This is a genomic window from Marinibacterium profundimaris (assembly GCF_002210095.1).
GTDB classification, from domain to species: domain Bacteria; phylum Pseudomonadota; class Alphaproteobacteria; order Rhodobacterales; family Rhodobacteraceae; genus Marinibacterium; species Marinibacterium profundimaris.
In genome coordinates this window covers 16,764-32,333 of sequence record NZ_AQQR01000034.1, presented here as the reverse complement: position 1 = coordinate 32,333, position 15,570 = coordinate 16,764, and the positions used below count along the sequence as shown (strand labels likewise).

The following is a 15,570-nucleotide window of genomic DNA, read 5'->3' as shown; positions in this document are numbered from 1 at the left end:
ATGAATCCCGGACACCTTCGCATTATCGCGTCCTCGCGATTACAGATCATCCACACCAACTTGGAGGCCGCCCTTCAGGCCTCGGGTATTTCCTCCGAGACCGGTACGCTGAACCCCCAGGCGAAATCCGCTGCGCGCTCGGCCTTCGAGAGCAACAAGCAGCGTTTCTTCAATCATCTCATCACCGCCATGAAATGCCCTTCGCTCATCCATGCGATCGAAGCGGACCTGGCCGCGGGGCATTCGGCCGTGATTCAGGTGGTCTCGACCAGCGAGGCGGTGATGGAACGGCGCCTCGAAGAGATCCCGCCCTCGGAGTGGGACGACCTGCAGGTCGATTTTACGCCGCGCGAGAACATCATGGACTACCTCATGCACAGCTTCCCGACGCAGCTCTTCGAGCCCTACTCCGACGAGAACGGCGACCTACGCTCGCGTCCCGCCCTCGATGGTGATGGCAATCCGATTATCTGCCGTGAGGCGGAGCGGCGGCGGGATGAGCTTGTCGAGCATCTCGGTGCCCTTGCCCCGGTGCAGGGCGCGCTCGATCAGATCCTGTGGCATTTCGGGGGCGATGCGGTGGCCGAGGTCACGGGGCGCAAGCGGCGCATCGCGAGGACGCGTGAAGGGCGGCTCAAGGTCGAGAACCGAGCCGCCTCCTCCAACCTCGGCGAAACCCAGGCCTTCATGGATGACGCCAAGCGCATCCTGATCTTTTCTGACGCCGGTGGCACGGGGCGCAGCTACCACGCCGATCTTGGTGCAAAGAACCAGCGCCTCCGGGTGCATTACTTGCTTGAGCCTGGCTGGAAAGCCGACAATGCGATTCAGGGGCTGGGGCGTACCAACCGCACGAACCAAGCGCAGCCGCCGCTCTTTCGCCCCGTTGCCACAGACGTGAAGGGTGAGAAGCGGTTCCTCTCCACCATCGCCCGCCGCCTCGATACGCTCGGGGCCATCACCAAGGGGCAACGCGAGACGGGTGGGCAGAACATGTTCCGCGCCGAGGACAACCTCGAGAGCCCTTATGCACGAGCGGCGTTGCGGCAGTTCTTCTACAAGCTGCGCGCGGGCAAGATCGACGCCTGCTCCTACTCCAGGTTCCAGGAGATGACCGGGCTGACGCTCGATGAGGCGGATGGCACGATGAAGGAAACCCTGCCGCCGATCCAGCAGTTCCTGAACCGCTGCCTCGCGCTCCGCATCGACATGCAGGACGCGATCTTCGAGGCCTTCGGCGGGTTTCTTTCGGCGATAATTGAGGACGCGCGTCAGGCAGGCACCCTCGATGTCGGGCTAGAGACCCTGCGCGCCGAGAAGTTTGAGATCGTTGATCGCAAGGTCATCTTCGAGCATGAGGCGACGGGCGCGACGGCAACTGCGCTGACCGTGGAGCGTATCGATCGCAACGATCCGCTCACTCTGCCCCGCGTCAAAGCCATCTGCGCCGACACAAGAGGCGCGACGCTGTGCTGGAACAAGACCTCCAAACGCGCGGCCCTGATGGTGAAAGCGCCGGCCTTCATGGACGAGGATGGCGTGCCGATCTTGCGGGTGAAGCTCCTGCGGCCCATGGCGACCGAAATCCTCGCGCTGACCGAGTTCTCGAAGTCGCACTGGGAAGAGATCGATGATGCGATGTTCGAGCAGCTCTGGCAGGCCGAGGTCGACGCGGTGCCGGAGTTCACTACATCGAAGATCACGCTGATCTGCGGCCTCCTCCTGCCGATCTGGGACCGGCTGCCCGCCGACAACATGCGGATCTATCGTCTGCAGACCGAGGACGGGGAGCGCGCCATCGGCCGCTTGGTCAGCCAGGAACAGCTTCTCAATGTCTATGCGCGCCTTGGTCTCGACTGCCAGATTGAGATGACGCCGCAGGAGGTGTTCGGCGCGGTCATGGACGCGAAGACGACCCTCAGCCTGCTTGGGGGCTACCAGTTGCGTCGCTCTCTGGTCATGGGACAGCCGAGGCTCGAGCTGATCGGAGCGTCGGGCGCGGCACTGCCCGCATTGAAGGCCTTGGGCTGTTTCACCGAGGTGATCCAGTGGAAGACGCGGGTGTTCATCCCGGTGGATTGCACCGAGGTGCTGGCGCGGGTCCTTGCCGCGCATCCGGTTGGCGCAAGCGCAGCGGATGCAGCCGCATGAGCGCGCGGCGCAGCATCGCAGACCTCTCGGCTGATCTTGCAGACCGCGCCGAGAGTTTCTGCCGCCAGTATTTCCCCGAGGGGTCCAAGCAGGGCAACTATTGGCAGGTTGGCGACACTTCGGGCGCAAAGGGTCAGAGCCTCGCCATCCGGCTGCAAGCTCAGGGTGGGCGCAAAGCCGGATCTTGGACCGATTTCGCGACCGGTGAGTATGGCGATCTGATTGACCTGATGCATGAACGGCTTGGTTCGGTCACGCTCAAGGAAACGCTGAGGGAGGCCCGGTCCTTTCTCGGCGAGGCCCCCTGCCCTTCCTTACCTTGTGACACCCAAAGGGCTGAGTGCCCCGATGCTGCCTCTAGCAAACGCATTGCGCGGGCGCGGAAGCTCTTTGCCGCTGGCAAGCCGGTTCTCGGCACCTTGGCTGCCACCTATCTGCAGGGGCGCGGGATCACACGGCTGGGTCCGGCGCTGCGTTATCACCCGCGGGTTTTCCTGCGGCAGGGCGAGGACGACGCCGATCCGCCGCAAAGGGCCCCTGCCCTGCTCGCGAAGATCACCGACAATCGGGGCCAGATCACCGGCTGCGCACGCTTCTATCTCGACCCGTCCACCGGCGGTTTGGCCGAGATCGAGAGCCCGAAGCGGATCCTCGGACAGCTGCACGGCCATGCCATCCGCTTCTGGTCCGGCAAGGCGCGCAGCGATCTCATCGTCGGTGAAGGTCTCGAGAACACCCTCTCGGTCGGCACGGCTCTCTCCGAGTTTGACCTCGCCTCCTGTCTCACTGCCACCCATCTCGGCCTCTTCATCCCGCCGCCGGGGATCAAGCGTATCTGGATCGCGCGGGACAATGACGAAGCGGGACGAACCGCATCACTGAGACTGCGTAACCAACTGGAATCGCTTGGTATTGCCTGTGGTGGTCTCGTGCCAAACATGGGCGATTTCAACGACGATCTGCGGGCATTTGGCAAAGATGCGCTGCGCCGGTCGTTGCTTGAGGCCATGAAAGTACAAGGTCTGGAGATCGAGGACGGGTGAGCGCCAGCCCCATAAGTGACGTCCGACAGGGCAAAGGTTCCGCGGGTTCGATCTGAACCCGTTTGGAAAAGAGGAGCGATGGACCGGCGGGTCGGAGCAGAGTGCTCCTCGCCCGGACAGCAATGCGCCCCGCACCAGAAAATTCCCCTGAGCCTTCGGCTCATTCCTCGCGGGAGCAATTTTCCGGCCCTGGGCGCATTCTCCGCTGCGCTCCGATCCTGACGGATGCGGCCCGGTCGCCGCCGGTCCTGTTATCGCCCCATCCAAATCGGGTCAGATCAATCAGAGGAACCAGACAATGCCCCATCAGACAGACATCCCCGAGGAAACCGGCGTAACCTCCGCCATCCTCGACCACCTCGCACTTCATGGCGCAACACCAGGACCCGGCGAGACCGATCATCGCCCCCTGCCCCAGCCTGACGAGGTCGAGCTCGCCATGGCGACACTTTTCGACACCACTATCGGCCTCCTCACCGGCAGCCAGTTGGAAGACAATCTCGAAGAGATGCTCTGGTCCCTCACCTCGATCTTCCATCGCCGGCTTGCCCATATCCAGAAGCTTCTCGACGATAACGAATTCGAGGTCCGGGAAAGTTTGGCCATCCAGGACGGTTCCGAGGTCGCTTCGGTTGAACTGGAACGCCTCCAGTTGATCGGGCTTAAGCTCTGGGACCATCGCGACGCCTTCGAACAGATGCGCGATCTGGCCGTGGACCACTTCTCGGCCGCCACCGGGTCTCCTTGGCTGCCCCGCACCGGTTCCAAGGTCTCGCATCGCGGCCTGACTTCCGCCGTGGTGGACAGCCGGGCCTATCTCTCGGCCAAGCGCCGCAAAGAGACCGAGGTGCACTGCCCCGAAGGCACGCGGATCGCTTTCTCGGGCGGGGATTATCACGCCTACGATCTGATCTGGTCCGTCCTCGATGCCACCCATACGAAATATCCCGACATGGTGCTGCTGCACGGCGGTACGCCCAAAGGTGCCGAGATGATCGCGGCCCGCTGGGCAGATACCCGTGGCGTTACCCAAGTGGTCTTCAAGCCCGACTGGAAGAGCCACGGCAAGGCCGCCCCCTTCAAGCGCAACGACAAGATGCTCGAAACCATGCCACAGGGTCTGATTGCCACGCCCGGTTCGGGCATCACCGAGAACATCGTCGACAAGGCCCGCAAGCTCGGAATCCGCATCAAGAGGATCGGGGCTTAGGCCCCGGTTCACGCCCCGCGCAAGAGGTCCTGTACGACGGAAGGCTTCTTGGCGATCAATGCCAGCAGAACCTGTGCTGGGCCTGTCGGGTGCCGGCGCCCGTGTTCCCAGTTCAGGAGCGTACCTTTCGCGACGCCAATGCTCTTGGCGAACTCGGCCTGGGACAGGCCCGTCCGTTGCCGGACTTCGGCGACATCGACCTCCGCCACGGACACTTCATGCACTTTGGCGTCGGCCAAATCGCCATTCGCGAAGGCCAGAGCCTCTTCGAGGCCCTTGGATACAGATTTGAATGCACTCATTTTGCGTCGATGCTCCTTGGCCACGGCTGTTTTGCTGGGGCAGTAAGATACTTCGGCTTGAGCAACTAGCTATGGCCGTAGGTAAGATTAACCTTGCAAATCTTCCGTATCGTGGAGTAATTGCAAGGTATGTACAAACGCAAGACCCAACAATTCGTTCAGTCTTCCTTGGAGAGCCAAGCGGCTGTGGTCCTTCTCGGCCCCCGACAGGTCGGAAAGACAACACTTGCACTCGACATCGCATCAGAGCGCCCATCTGTCTATCTCGACCTTGAGCGTGAGGCGGACAGGCAAATCCTGACTGAACCAGATCTCTATCTGGACGAACAGGCGGGCAAACTCGTCATCCTCGACGAGGTGCAGCAGATGCCTGACCTCTTCAGAACCTTGCGCGGCCAGATCGATCAGCGTCGGCGGGCCGGGTTTCGGACGGGACAGTTCCTGCTATTGGGATCGGCTTCCAATATCCTCTTGCACCAAACGGCGGAATCCCTCGCCGGTCGTGTTCGATATGTTGAAATGCCCCCCTTGCAGCCTGACGAGGTGGGGGCCGATCAGTTGAACTTGCTCTGGCTGCGCGGCGGCTTTCCCGACAGCTTTCAGGCCGCGAGCGATCGGGCAAGTATGGACTGGCGTCTGGATTTCCTGCGCACCTATCTGGAGCGAGACATCCCTGCCCTCGGACCTCGGATTCCGGCAGCGACCTTGCGGCGGTTCTGGACGATGCTTGCGCATGTCCAGGGCGGCCTTCTGAACGCCGCGGCCCTTGCCGAGGGATTGGGCGTGTCCGGCCAGACCGTTGGGCGCTACCTCGATCTGCTCGTCGATCTCATGCTGGTGAGACGCCTGCAGCCCTGGCACGAGAATGTCGGCAAGCGTCTGGTGAAATCGCCAAAGGTCTATGTGAGAGACAGCGGCATCGTGCATGCGCTGTTGGGCATCGGCACGACAGAAGGCTTGCTCGGGCACCCGGTCGTCGGTGGCAGTTGGGAGGGGTTCTGTATCGAGGCGCTTCTTGCTGCCGCCCCTTTAGGCACCGAACCTTTCTTCTATCGCACTTCGGCCGGTGCTGAACTCGACTTGGTTTTGCGTTTGCCAAGCGGCGACATCTGGGCTGTTGAGATCAAACGGACGACTGCACCAAAGGTTTCGAGAGGATTTCACACAGGGGCCGAGGACATTGGAGCCAACCGAAAGCTCCTGGTCTATGCCGGTGAGCATGAGGTCCCCGTCGCGAAGGACATTCGAGCGTTACCACTGGCACATGCAATCGAGTTGTTGAGCGCGCTATGACCTCGTTTTTATCTCTGGCTCAGGACACTTCCATTGGTCTGAGGATAACAGCGACACGCGAAGAATCTCAGAGCCAGGTCTGGCCATTAGTCGGGCACCAGAGCGGATGAGTGTCTGGCAACTCGATGGTATCTGGACGCCTGCATCTCCGAATGCGAACGCAAACGCCCCTGTGATGCCACGGAAGGATGGGCGAATGCTCTGCCGTTGCCATCGATTTGTGATCTGACGGCTTTGGTCTTCGAAGAGTCTTGAAGTTTGGATGGACGAGAAGACAATCCCTACTCCTTGCGGCATCTCTCTCGTCTGTTCCCCTACTTTCCTTCATGGCCACCGCACTTCTCCCTTTGTCTGAGTTGCATGACATGCTGGTCGCAGCTGTCGTCCCGTCCACAAAGGTTGTCGCCGATCTTTTTCCCCTGACCCTGCGGGTCATTCCGCGCGGACCAAAAAGACCGGCGCCTGCCCCTCTCCGCTGCGCTCCGCCTTCGGTGTGGCCGGGCCTTGGCCAGCTGCAAGGTGACCATCATTGCAACGCAAACAAGGAGAAGAGCAATGACCACGAACTGCATCAAATTCACCAGCGCCGACATCGAAACCGCCAAGGGCGTCGGCTCCATCTCGACCCTGACCTTCGACCTCGACATCACGGTCGAACCCGTCGCGAGCTCGAACCCGATGGCCCCCACGCACCGCGTCCTCGGCCGCTCCCCGCGCGGCAAGTTGGTCGAGTGCGGCGGCATCTGGAAGAAGCAGAACAAGGAGACCGGCGCTGACTACTACACGCTGACCATCCGCGACCACGGCTTCAACGCCAACCTCGGCAAGGCCGCGAACCAGGACGATCTGTCCCTGCAGGCCGTCATCCCCTGGGGTCCCAAAGACGCCGCGTGACGGCTAAGGCCGGTCGGTTCTCCACCGACCGGCCCATCAAGACTCCAATCTTGAACGCGTTCAAGATTGGAGTTTTAGGGGTGGTGGAGCTTCTAAATAAGCGCCTGAAACTCATAGGCGCGTGGTATCTTTATTTTTCCTCCAAAACCGTGCTACCATAGAAGCAGAATCGAGTCGAACTCGGACCCAACCGAAGTCAGGGCTTAGGAATGAGCGGTAGTCTAGAACAGTTTTTGACGGACCTGTCACGTGGGCTTGAGCGCACGATGGTGGCAGTGAACAAGGAACTCACCTTGCGTCAGCGCATCAAGCGCACGTGGTCAATGCGCCAGTGCGCAAGGTTTATGAACGTCAGTATTCAGTATCTAACCAAGTTCGCCAATTCGAGCGACGACTTTCCCGCGGGCGAATATGTTGGAAGAGAGCGTGTTTTCACGCTTTCCGAATTGATGCACATGCGGGCCCTTCTGGCGGCCTCGGCAAAGCGGCCCTACGACTACCTAGCCTGGCGCAAACCCGACGCCCCCTTACCCGTCATCTCGTTTGCCAGCCAGAAAGGGGGCACGGCTAAGAGCCTGAGCGCCGCGCATTTTGCGCAGTATCTCAGCTTGCATTACGGCATGCGCGTTGGTGTCATGGATGCAGACCCGCAAAGCACGATAACGCTCTACTTTGTCGGGGGTGAAGGTCTTCCCCAGATGCCCGACGAAAACACCGCCTCCATGGTGGACTTTGCCGGCCTCTTCCAGTCGGAAGATGCGCCATACACTGATCACGATGCGCAGACGCTCGACAGCTTCTTTCTAAAGACCTCCTGGCCGGGGCTGCGTCTGCTGCCGGCACATGGCGAAACGTCTGAGGGAGAGATCCAGATTGCGCGCCTTGTGCGAGAGGCCCCCGCCGGAAAGAGCTTCTATCGCTACCTGCGCGATGCCCTTGATCGCTGGAAAGCGGGCCACCCGCCAAAAACGCTGCCCAACGAATTGGTAGTCGAGGGCAAGGTCGATCAGCAGCGACTGAACGCTGCGCTGACCGAGACCCTCGATGTCATCATCATCGACTATCAGCCTGCGTTGACACTTTTCCAGCTGAATAACGTGATTGCGTCGACTTCGCTGGTCATCCCGCAAACCATGAAGGGGTTTGACATCGCAACGCTGTCGACCTTTGTGACCGGCCTGCTGGGGATGCTTCAGCATATTCTGGCCCATGAACGGATCGAAATAGGAACTGGTGCCAACATGCTGTTGCCGACGATCGTCCAACGATCCAATGCGCAGGATCTAAACCACATCGGAAACCTGCTGGAACACTGCCCCACGGAAATTCTGCCGGTGTTTTATCTGCGTTCCGACGCAATCTCGAATGCGTCGGACGTCTATCAATCCGTATACGAATATGAGCCGGACACGCCGGGAAAACGCAAGGGGATCAACCGGTTCATCACGAATGCCGATGCGGTTAACGACGCCATAGTATCGCGACTCTGGCCGGGCTTCGAACGCGGTTATGCCAATACATGGATGGACGAGTTCTATGAAGATGACGGCGAGGGTGAAGCATGAAACGCAGTATTCCAAGGTCGCTGGTCAGCAAGGCTACTAGTCCCGACACATCCAAGGAGCGCACGCCCGGTCCCGAAGGCCGGGCAGAAACGGGCGACGCTGTTTCTACTCCTTTCAAGGGGGCCGGCAGTGCTTGGAAATCAGGGGCGCTTGCGCAATCGCAAGCCGCTGTGGAGCGAAGCAGAGCTGAGCTTTGTTCGGATATCTTAAACGGCCGCCACGAAATAAGCCTGTCGCCAGACCAGATATCAGATCCGATGGGGACAGACCGCCGTCAAGACTGGATGTCCCAGGAAGCATTCAGGTCTCTGGTAAACAGCATTGCCTCGAACGGGCAGGACACACCCATTCTGGTGTGGCCCGAGGATCCGGATTGGGAGCCGGATCCGTTGGAGCCGTCGAACGTCACTGGTGTTCCATTTGTCATGCTTACAGGACGCCGCCGACTGGCGGCCGCGTCGGAGTTGGGTTTACCTCTTCGTGCAATCCTCGCTTCGCCGGAAGCGCGAAACGCCGAGAACAGCAAGTTTGAGATGTTGTTTCTGCGGTTCCGCGAGAATGAGGAGCGCGAGAATCTTAGCCCATTTGAGCGTTTGGTTTCGATTGGTGAAATGTATGAAACGTTGGCTTCTGGGGCAGACAAGCTGACAGCTGTGGCCTTCGCAAAGAAAATTGGCGTGCATGAGAGCCTAGTCTCACGAGCGAGGTCTGTTTTCGCTGCGCAGGATCAGATCTTGAACGCGTTCAAGAATGTCTACGACATGAGCTTTCGTGATTTGCAGGGAGCCTTAGCGAGCTTGGAGAGGGTGAACAAACCCAAGCTCAAACCGAAGGCAAAGCCCAGAAAGCTCACGGTCAAACGCAAGGTGGGCAACCGAAATCTTTCGGCGACTTCAGTCGATGGAAACCTATCCATCAAGGTTGCAGGTGTGCCGATAGACCAAGAGCGTCTCGAGAAGCTCGGAGATTTAGTCGCCGACTACTTGAGCGCCGAAGGTTCGGGGAAGGAAACCGACTGACGACAATGTCAGCGACATATCCTCCAGAACGACGAGGCAAGGAGCAAAAAGGAACGACAATCGAAATAAAGGCAAAAGAAAAGCCCCCAAGCGGTGTGGCCTGAGAGCTGATCTTAATGGTTTGGTCACCTTCAAGATAAGTCTCGCAGGATTCACTGTCAACGACGAACGCTCCTGAGCGAACGGCTTTCTTTTGCCTCCACATAAACGGAGGTGAGATACAGGCATGAAACATACAGGTTGGCGCAAGCCGACACCGGGTCTTGGGGTTGCTGAGCAACTTGCCCAAGCCGGTGAACGGGTAGCAGTACCCAAAACACGGGCATTCGTGGCACTTAAGCGCGTGGGGGCACATATCGGCTTGAAGGCCGGAGACATGTTGCTCCTCGACACGCTCGGGGCCTTTACCCAGGCCCAGGACTGGGAGGAGGGGCAGCGTCCGATCGTCTGGGCGTCGAACGCCTATCTGATGGAGCAAACGGGTTTTTCGCTGTCTGCCCTCAAGCGCCACGCGCGGCGCCTTGCTGAGATCGGCGTGATCTCCTTCCAGGATAGCCCCAATGGCAAGCGGTGGGGCCGCAGAGACGTCGATGGCCGCATCGTCGAGGCCTATGGCTTCGATCTGTCGCCGCTCTCAGCCCGTGTCGAGGAGTTCGAGGAGCTTCATGCTGAGTTGCAGGCTGAACGCGAGCTCTGCCTACGCCTGAAGCGCCAGATCACTGTGGCGCGCCGGATGATCCGAGCCCGGATCGAGGCAGCTCTCAGCAGCGCTCTGCGTGGGCCCTGGAGGCAATTCACGGGGCTTTTTGAGGAGCTTCTGGAACGACTTCCGCGCCGTCATGAAGCTTCAGAGCAGTTGGAGCGGCTATTGGCATGGTTCAAGGAACTCCAAGAACGGGTCGAGGCGGCTTATCTTAAGGCGACTGTTGCGACAAAACCTGTGGAAAACACCGATGATAAACACGCCCAAGTCACGAAGAAGACTCAAGAAATGAACCCCAGGGAGGTCATTTCTGAACCTCATATACTAATTACAAACCAACTTAATCCTGTAACTAGTAATTCCTCTGAAAAAGAGGAAGCGGCGGGTGTGGTGCCTAATGCCCAACCCGAAGAGCGGGTTGATAGGGAGCTGGAAGACTGGGTTGCCGAGGTACGCAAGAAGCGGACAGCGCTCGATCTGCCGACAATCATGCAGGCCTGTCCGGAATTCGCATCCTGGGCGCGGAATTTGGGTGGATTCCTGAAAGATTGGGGCGATCTGCACCGGGTTGCCGGTCAACTCAGGCCGATGATCGGGATCTCTGAGCATGCCTGGAACGTGGCGCAGGACCGAATGGGCACCCAGGTGGCCACGGCCGCGTTTGCCCTCGTCTTCGAGAAGCACAGTGCGGGCGAGGTTGCCTCGCCGGGCGGCTATCTGCGGGGCATGGTCGAGAAGGCCGGGGCAGGGGAGCTGCATCTCGAGCGCAGCTTCTATGGTAGGCTCAGTGGGCAGGCGGCGTGATAGGGCAGGGGCTCAGAGACCGGCGGCTTTGGTCAGGTTCACCCGGAACCGGTCCCGGCGGCGCTGATAGCGGCGGGTCATCTCGGCGGAAGCGTGGCCGAGGTGTTTCTGGACGTAGCGCTCGTCGACTTCGGCGGAGCTGGCGAGACCGGCGCGCAACGAATGGCCGGAGAACAGCGCCAGGCGGTCTTTCTCAGGCAGGTCCGACCGGATGCCGGCGTCGAGCACGGTGCGCTTGATCAGGCGCGCGACGTGTTTGTCGTTGAGGCGTGTCTCCAGCGCCTTCTTGCCGTCCCGCGAGGTGCCGACAAAGATTGGGCCAAAGTCGATCTTGGCGAAGTGCAGCCATTGTTCGAGCGCATGGACAGGGCAGGTCTGATCCTTGGAGCCGCGGCCGATCTCGACCTCGCGCCAGCCGGTCTTGGCATTGAGGGTGAGCAGGGTGCCCTTGTCGAACACTTCAACCCAGCCGCCCGAGTCCGGCGTGTCGTCCTTGTGGACATCGAGGCTGACGATTTCCGAGCGACGAAGGCCGCCGGCGTAGCCCAGCAGCAGGATCGCGCGATCCCTGAGGCCGCGCAGGTCAAAAGGCAGGGTGGCCACCATCGCAAGGATGTCATCGGCCAGGATCGCTTCCTTTTGCACCGGCGGACGGGCGTGTTTGCGTTTGATCCCGGCCAGCACGGTGGCGATATGGCGGTTCTTGCGATCGAGGGCAAAGCCGCGCTGCGCATAGTTCCAGGCGAGGCCCGACAGGCGGCGGTCGATGGTGCTGACCGATAGGGCAGGGGAGGGGCCCGCTCCGGACGCCAGGTCCGCAAGGTAGAGCCCGATCATTTCGGGCGACGGGGGCAGAGTCTCCGCGCCCTTCATCCGGCACCAGCGCGCGAAATGCGCCCAGTCTTTCGCATAGGCCTTCAGCGTATTGTCCGAGGCCGCGGCGCGCGCATAGTCGCGCGCGGTATCCACCAGCCGATCGAGCGTGCCTGAACCAGCCACAAAGGAAGGAAGGCTCAAAGCCTCGCTGCTGGGATGATCTCTCTCGTTGTTCTCGCTGACCGAAGGCCCATTTGGCGGCTTTGAGATCGATTTCTCGTTGTTTTCTGACATGTCGCTGAGCATATTCTTTGGTGTCCGATAAGGCAAACTTATTGGACATAACTACGAACTTCAAAGCGAGGCGGTTTAGATGCTATTATCTGGTAAAAAGCGCCGTTCGAGTGTAGGCTCTGTTCATGACATTTGCCCGACCGGATCCTAACTGCGACCTCGACACGCTACCTCGGATGCCTACCTGGGTCACCGCCCCGCGGGCTGAAACCCTTGAAGATGTGGCGTTTTTGTCGGGCGCCGCGCTGAACCATCTGCATCTTGTGTTGGGGCGTGAAGAGGTGCCCCAAGCCTTGTTACGGGACCGGCTGGCGCTGCGCGCTGCGGAGGCTTCTGTCGCGTTCTCTGGCCGACCAGAGAGGGCAGGGGAGCTGCGCGACGCCGTACATCTTTTGCGCCCCGGCGACCTGCCCGGACCTGCAGGCGAGACATATCAGAAATGGCGTCGCGCAGTGGAGCGGCCGGTGTCGGTCGAGGCGCTGGGGCGCGCCTTGCCGACCCTTGAGACGGACAATATCGTCACGTGGCTTGATGCGGGGAAAGGGGCACCTGTGACCCGTGCCGCGATGGTACTGGAAGCGGTTCTGACGAAGGCGCCGCGTGCGGATGTTCCGGTGCTCATCCTGGCCGATGCGGCGCTCGCGCAGGCGCTCGGTTGGGATTACATCGTGCCGTTGCTGGCATCTGGTCTGAAACGCGCCGACCTGCGCAAGCGGGGCGAGGACCTGACCTTCGCCTGCCATCGCGCGCTGATCTCATCGGCAACAGGCGCCGTGCGTCATTCGGCAGACCTCGCGCGTCGAGCGGAGCATCTCAAGGTGGTCGCGCCGAAGCTGCGTGCCAAGGGCGCGGCGGCCGCCGTCGCGATGTTCCTGACCCGGGATGCTGTTGCTCCCTCGGCCTTGCCCCTGCCGGATCGCGCCGCGCGGCGGCTTTGCGACCGGCTGGTCGACCTCGGCGCAGTGTGCGAGCTGACCGGGCGCGATACTTTCCGGCTCTACGGGGTGTAGGGATGAGTATGTCCAGCAAAAGTGGGAACCGGGCTCAAAGTTCGGACATGCGACCACCGAAAATGGCGAAGGATCGTTCTGAACCGGAGCTTGATCGCGAGTTGACCGACCTGCCGCCGGAGCTGCGTTGGCGGGAATGGATGCACCGGATCGAGGCGGTTCTGTTTGCTAGCGCCTCGCCCGTACCGCGTGAGGATCTGGCCCGCGTGGTGGGGCAGGAGGCGTCGGTTGATCTGCTTATCACCGGTCTCGCAGTCGATCTGGAGGGGCGGGCTTTTGAAATTGCGCAAGTCGCGGGTGGCTGGATGTTCCGGACGCGGGCCGTCTATGCCTCCGCGATCCGCGCAGCGGCGGATGTGGGCGATCAGCTGCTGGACCTGAGCGAGTTCGACGTCGCAGTGCTGGCCGCCATCGCCTACCACCAACCGATCACTCGAGACGGGCTCAAGGACATCTTCGGGAAAGAGATCAGCCGCGATCTGATCGGGCGGCTGCATGCGCGCGACTTGATCGGGACTGGGCCACGATCGCCTCGGCGCGGGGCGCCTTATACCTTCGTCACCACGGAGCAGTTCCTTGTTGCCTTCGGGTTGGAGAGCCTTCGCGATCTTCCCGATCGGGAACAGTTGGAGGATGCTGGGGTTGTGGCGGAAGCACCACAAGTCGATTTCGGGTAACGCGTTATCGGTCTCCGTTGCCGATGCCTGACGCAATCTCGGTCGTCCTGCTTATCGTTTCATTTGCTGTGCAACGATTCATCTGCGCGCCAAGAGAGTCGCGTGATTGCAATGTGATAATCGTTTCACGATTTCTGAACGAAGCCTCGTGCATTTATTAGCGACAAGGCATTCCCTCCTCATCGTTGTGGGCGGAGAGCCGACTTTCGGCGGCGCAGCGCAGCAACGGCAGCATTCCTGAGAATGCGGTCACCGGTGCACGGCGCAGCGATGATCCGGCACCGCGCATTGTGATCGGGTGGGGAGCGGACGGATGCCGAATGTATCTAATTTATTCCAAAAACGAAATCGTGCGAGCCACTCTCGGTCTAGTGTTTTGCATCTACGACGTAAAAGTTGTCACCGGCCGCTTCGATTACCTCGTCCGGCTGATCTTCGACGACAGTTAACGTGAGGACGCTGCAGTCATCCCGGTCTTCGGAAGGCTGGAACGCACCGCCCCGAAGAAACGCGGTCTTCTGTTCGGGATCGAGTGAGGCCCAGAACCCATCAGTCGTGAGAACCAGGCGCTGACCCGCCCCGAATGTTTGGACGGTCTCTTGGGGAACCATGAATCGTTTTGTGCGAAAGCTCCGCGTAAGGAGGTTACGCGACGGTGACCGTGCGAGCTCATCAATCGCTACCGGCGATATGGCGTTTGCCAGGGTGTGCGGCTGTATCGACCACTCGATATCAGACGTCTCTTGAACCAATCCTGCAAGACAATCACCGGCGTGGAGAATGCAGGTCGCACCCTGCCTTTCGATAAGTGCAATCACGACACTCGCCGAGTCTCGCCGATATGTGCGTGAAAGTTCCGCGTGGATCACGCGCAAACGGTCGATGATGGTCTTCGGTGTCACGACTTCCGCAACGACGAACCAGTCAATCAGATTGCGCGCCACGTAGCGAGCGAAAGCGCCACTGGCTTTCCCGTTCGAGGAGCCGTCGAGCACAACAGCAAGAACAGCATCGTCACGAAGTCCAACCCCGCAACAATCGCGATTGTCATCGGTGCGATGTCCTTGTTCGCTGCGCCACCTGATCTCTACTCCCATCTCAGCCACCGCCATCGCAATTCGCGAGCGCGTCGATACGGTCGCGGACAATGTCGACGCGTCCAGCCGGGCCTCTGATATTCCCTTCCAGGAAGTTGTCGAAGTCCGCGTGTTCTTTGAATGCCCGGAGTTCTGAAGCGATAAAGTTGCGCACGTCTTCGTCTGCGCCTTGAACTTCAGCAAGAAGTTCCTCCCGCCCGTCCACGACGATTACGACATCTTCGAGATCATGGCTCCCCAACGGGTCGTCGCCACCACGCCCGCGGTAGGCTTCGAGCTTCGTCGCGATAAAGAGCGGCGCAGTCAGATGCTTGATCTCCAGCTCGCCCGTCAACGGATGTGACACTGCTGTTTCGATGCCCTGCGCATACCAGCGGTTCGAGAAACCGAGGATGCGTTCGTCGTCTGGCATGAAATCGACGATGAGTTCGCCAAGTCTCATGCGACAGATGACCTCGTCCTGCGGGGAAATCGTGAAGCCCTTCCCGAACAGTTGTTCCTCCAGCTCTATCCACTCGCCGTAACCGGCCAGGTCGACGATGAGATCGACATCATTTGTCAGTCTCACGTCTTCCAGCGTGATCGGATCGGTGATGAAGAGTGCCGTCGTACATCCGCCGACAAACACAAGGCGATCGCGCAGATCGTCCCCGATGGCCTCGGCCACGGTTTCGAGCATATAGAGAAGCTGC

14 protein-coding genes are annotated in these 15,570 nt (G+C 60.3%); 10 read left to right on the top strand and 4 right to left on the bottom strand.

Translation table 11 applies throughout. The annotated features are described in order from the left end of the window. From ATO3_RS27350 to ATO3_RS27340, 3 genes are all read left to right on the top strand, one after another. On the top strand, window positions 1-2,151 hold a 2,151-nt coding region (locus tag ATO3_RS27350; RefSeq protein ID WP_198963367.1), incomplete at its 5' end, for a strawberry notch C-terminal domain-containing protein. Next, window positions 2,148-3,194: a DUF7146 domain-containing protein gene (locus ATO3_RS27345; RefSeq protein WP_008335668.1), complete on the top strand. Its 1,047-nt coding sequence runs from the start codon at window positions 2,148-2,150 to the stop codon at window positions 3,192-3,194. The genes ATO3_RS27350 and ATO3_RS27345, both read left to right, overlap by 4 nt. A 298-nt stretch (window positions 3,195-3,492) precedes the next feature. Then, window positions 3,493-4,404 carry a DUF2493 domain-containing protein gene (locus tag ATO3_RS27340; protein ID WP_008335666.1) on the top strand — a complete coding sequence of 304 codons (912 nt, stop codon included), beginning with the start codon at window positions 3,493-3,495 and terminating at the stop codon, window positions 4,402-4,404. 8 nt (window positions 4,405-4,412) lie between these two features. On the opposite strand, the gene ATO3_RS27335 is transcribed toward ATO3_RS27340, so the two are convergent. Next, window positions 4,413-4,706, bottom strand: a complete 294-nt coding sequence (locus ATO3_RS27335; protein ID WP_008335665.1) for a helix-turn-helix domain-containing protein — start codon at window positions 4,704-4,706, stop codon at window positions 4,413-4,415. A gap of 129 nt (window positions 4,707-4,835) precedes the next feature. On the opposite strand from ATO3_RS27335, the gene ATO3_RS27330 reads away from it, so the two are divergent. The 5 genes from ATO3_RS27330 (at window position 4,836) to repC (ending at window position 10,984) form a co-directional block, all read left to right on the top strand. Beyond that, a complete protein-coding gene (locus tag ATO3_RS27330; protein ID WP_008335662.1) occupies window positions 4,836-5,999 on the top strand; it encodes an ATP-binding protein in 1,164 nt (387 codons plus the stop codon). Between the two features lie 555 nt (window positions 6,000-6,554). Next, window positions 6,555-6,893, top strand: a complete 339-nt coding sequence (locus ATO3_RS27320; protein WP_008335659.1) for a DUF736 domain-containing protein — start codon at window positions 6,555-6,557, stop codon at window positions 6,891-6,893. 209 nt (window positions 6,894-7,102) lie between these two features. Then, entirely contained in the window at window positions 7,103-8,458 is a 1,356-nt protein-coding gene (locus ATO3_RS27315; protein WP_009804235.1) for a ParA family protein, read from the top strand. Then, window positions 8,455-9,477 carry a ParB N-terminal domain-containing protein gene (locus tag ATO3_RS27310; protein ID WP_037207731.1) on the top strand — a complete coding sequence of 341 codons (1,023 nt, stop codon included), beginning with the start codon at window positions 8,455-8,457 and terminating at the stop codon, window positions 9,475-9,477. The genes ATO3_RS27315 and ATO3_RS27310 overlap by 4 nt, the downstream gene beginning before the upstream one ends. Before the next feature lie 226 nt (window positions 9,478-9,703). After that, window positions 9,704-10,984, top strand: a complete 1,281-nt coding sequence (gene repC / locus ATO3_RS27305; protein ID WP_081940158.1) for a plasmid replication protein RepC — start codon at window positions 9,704-9,706, stop codon at window positions 10,982-10,984. 12 nt (window positions 10,985-10,996) lie between these two features. On the opposite strand, the gene ATO3_RS27300 is transcribed toward repC, so the two are convergent. Beyond that, window positions 10,997-12,106, bottom strand: a complete 1,110-nt coding sequence (locus ATO3_RS27300; RefSeq protein WP_008335646.1) for a tyrosine-type recombinase/integrase — start codon at window positions 12,104-12,106, stop codon at window positions 10,997-10,999. 113 nt (window positions 12,107-12,219) lie between these two features. On the opposite strand from ATO3_RS27300, the gene ATO3_RS27295 reads away from it, so the two are divergent. Together ATO3_RS27295 and scpB are read left to right on the top strand one after the other, a co-directional pair. After that, a complete protein-coding gene (locus ATO3_RS27295) occupies window positions 12,220-13,104 on the top strand; it encodes a DUF1403 family protein (RefSeq protein ID WP_065335156.1) in 885 nt (294 codons plus the stop codon). Window positions 13,105-13,166: 62 nt separating this feature from the next. Then, window positions 13,167-13,781 carry an SMC-Scp complex subunit ScpB gene (scpB, locus tag ATO3_RS27290; RefSeq protein WP_065335155.1) on the top strand — a complete coding sequence of 205 codons (615 nt, stop codon included), beginning with the start codon at window positions 13,167-13,169 and terminating at the stop codon, window positions 13,779-13,781. A 368-nt stretch (window positions 13,782-14,149) separates the two neighbouring features. Here scpB and ATO3_RS27285 read toward each other — a convergent pair whose 3' ends face one another. Then, on the bottom strand, window positions 14,150-14,878 hold the full coding sequence (locus ATO3_RS27285) for a PP2C family protein-serine/threonine phosphatase (RefSeq protein WP_065335154.1): 729 nt from the start codon (window positions 14,876-14,878) through the stop codon (window positions 14,150-14,152). A 1-nt stretch (window position 14,879) separates the two neighbouring features. After that, a complete protein-coding gene (locus tag ATO3_RS27280) occupies window positions 14,880-15,557 on the bottom strand; it encodes a hypothetical protein (RefSeq protein ID WP_198963366.1) in 678 nt (225 codons plus the stop codon). Window positions 15,558-15,570 lie beyond the last annotated feature (13 nt).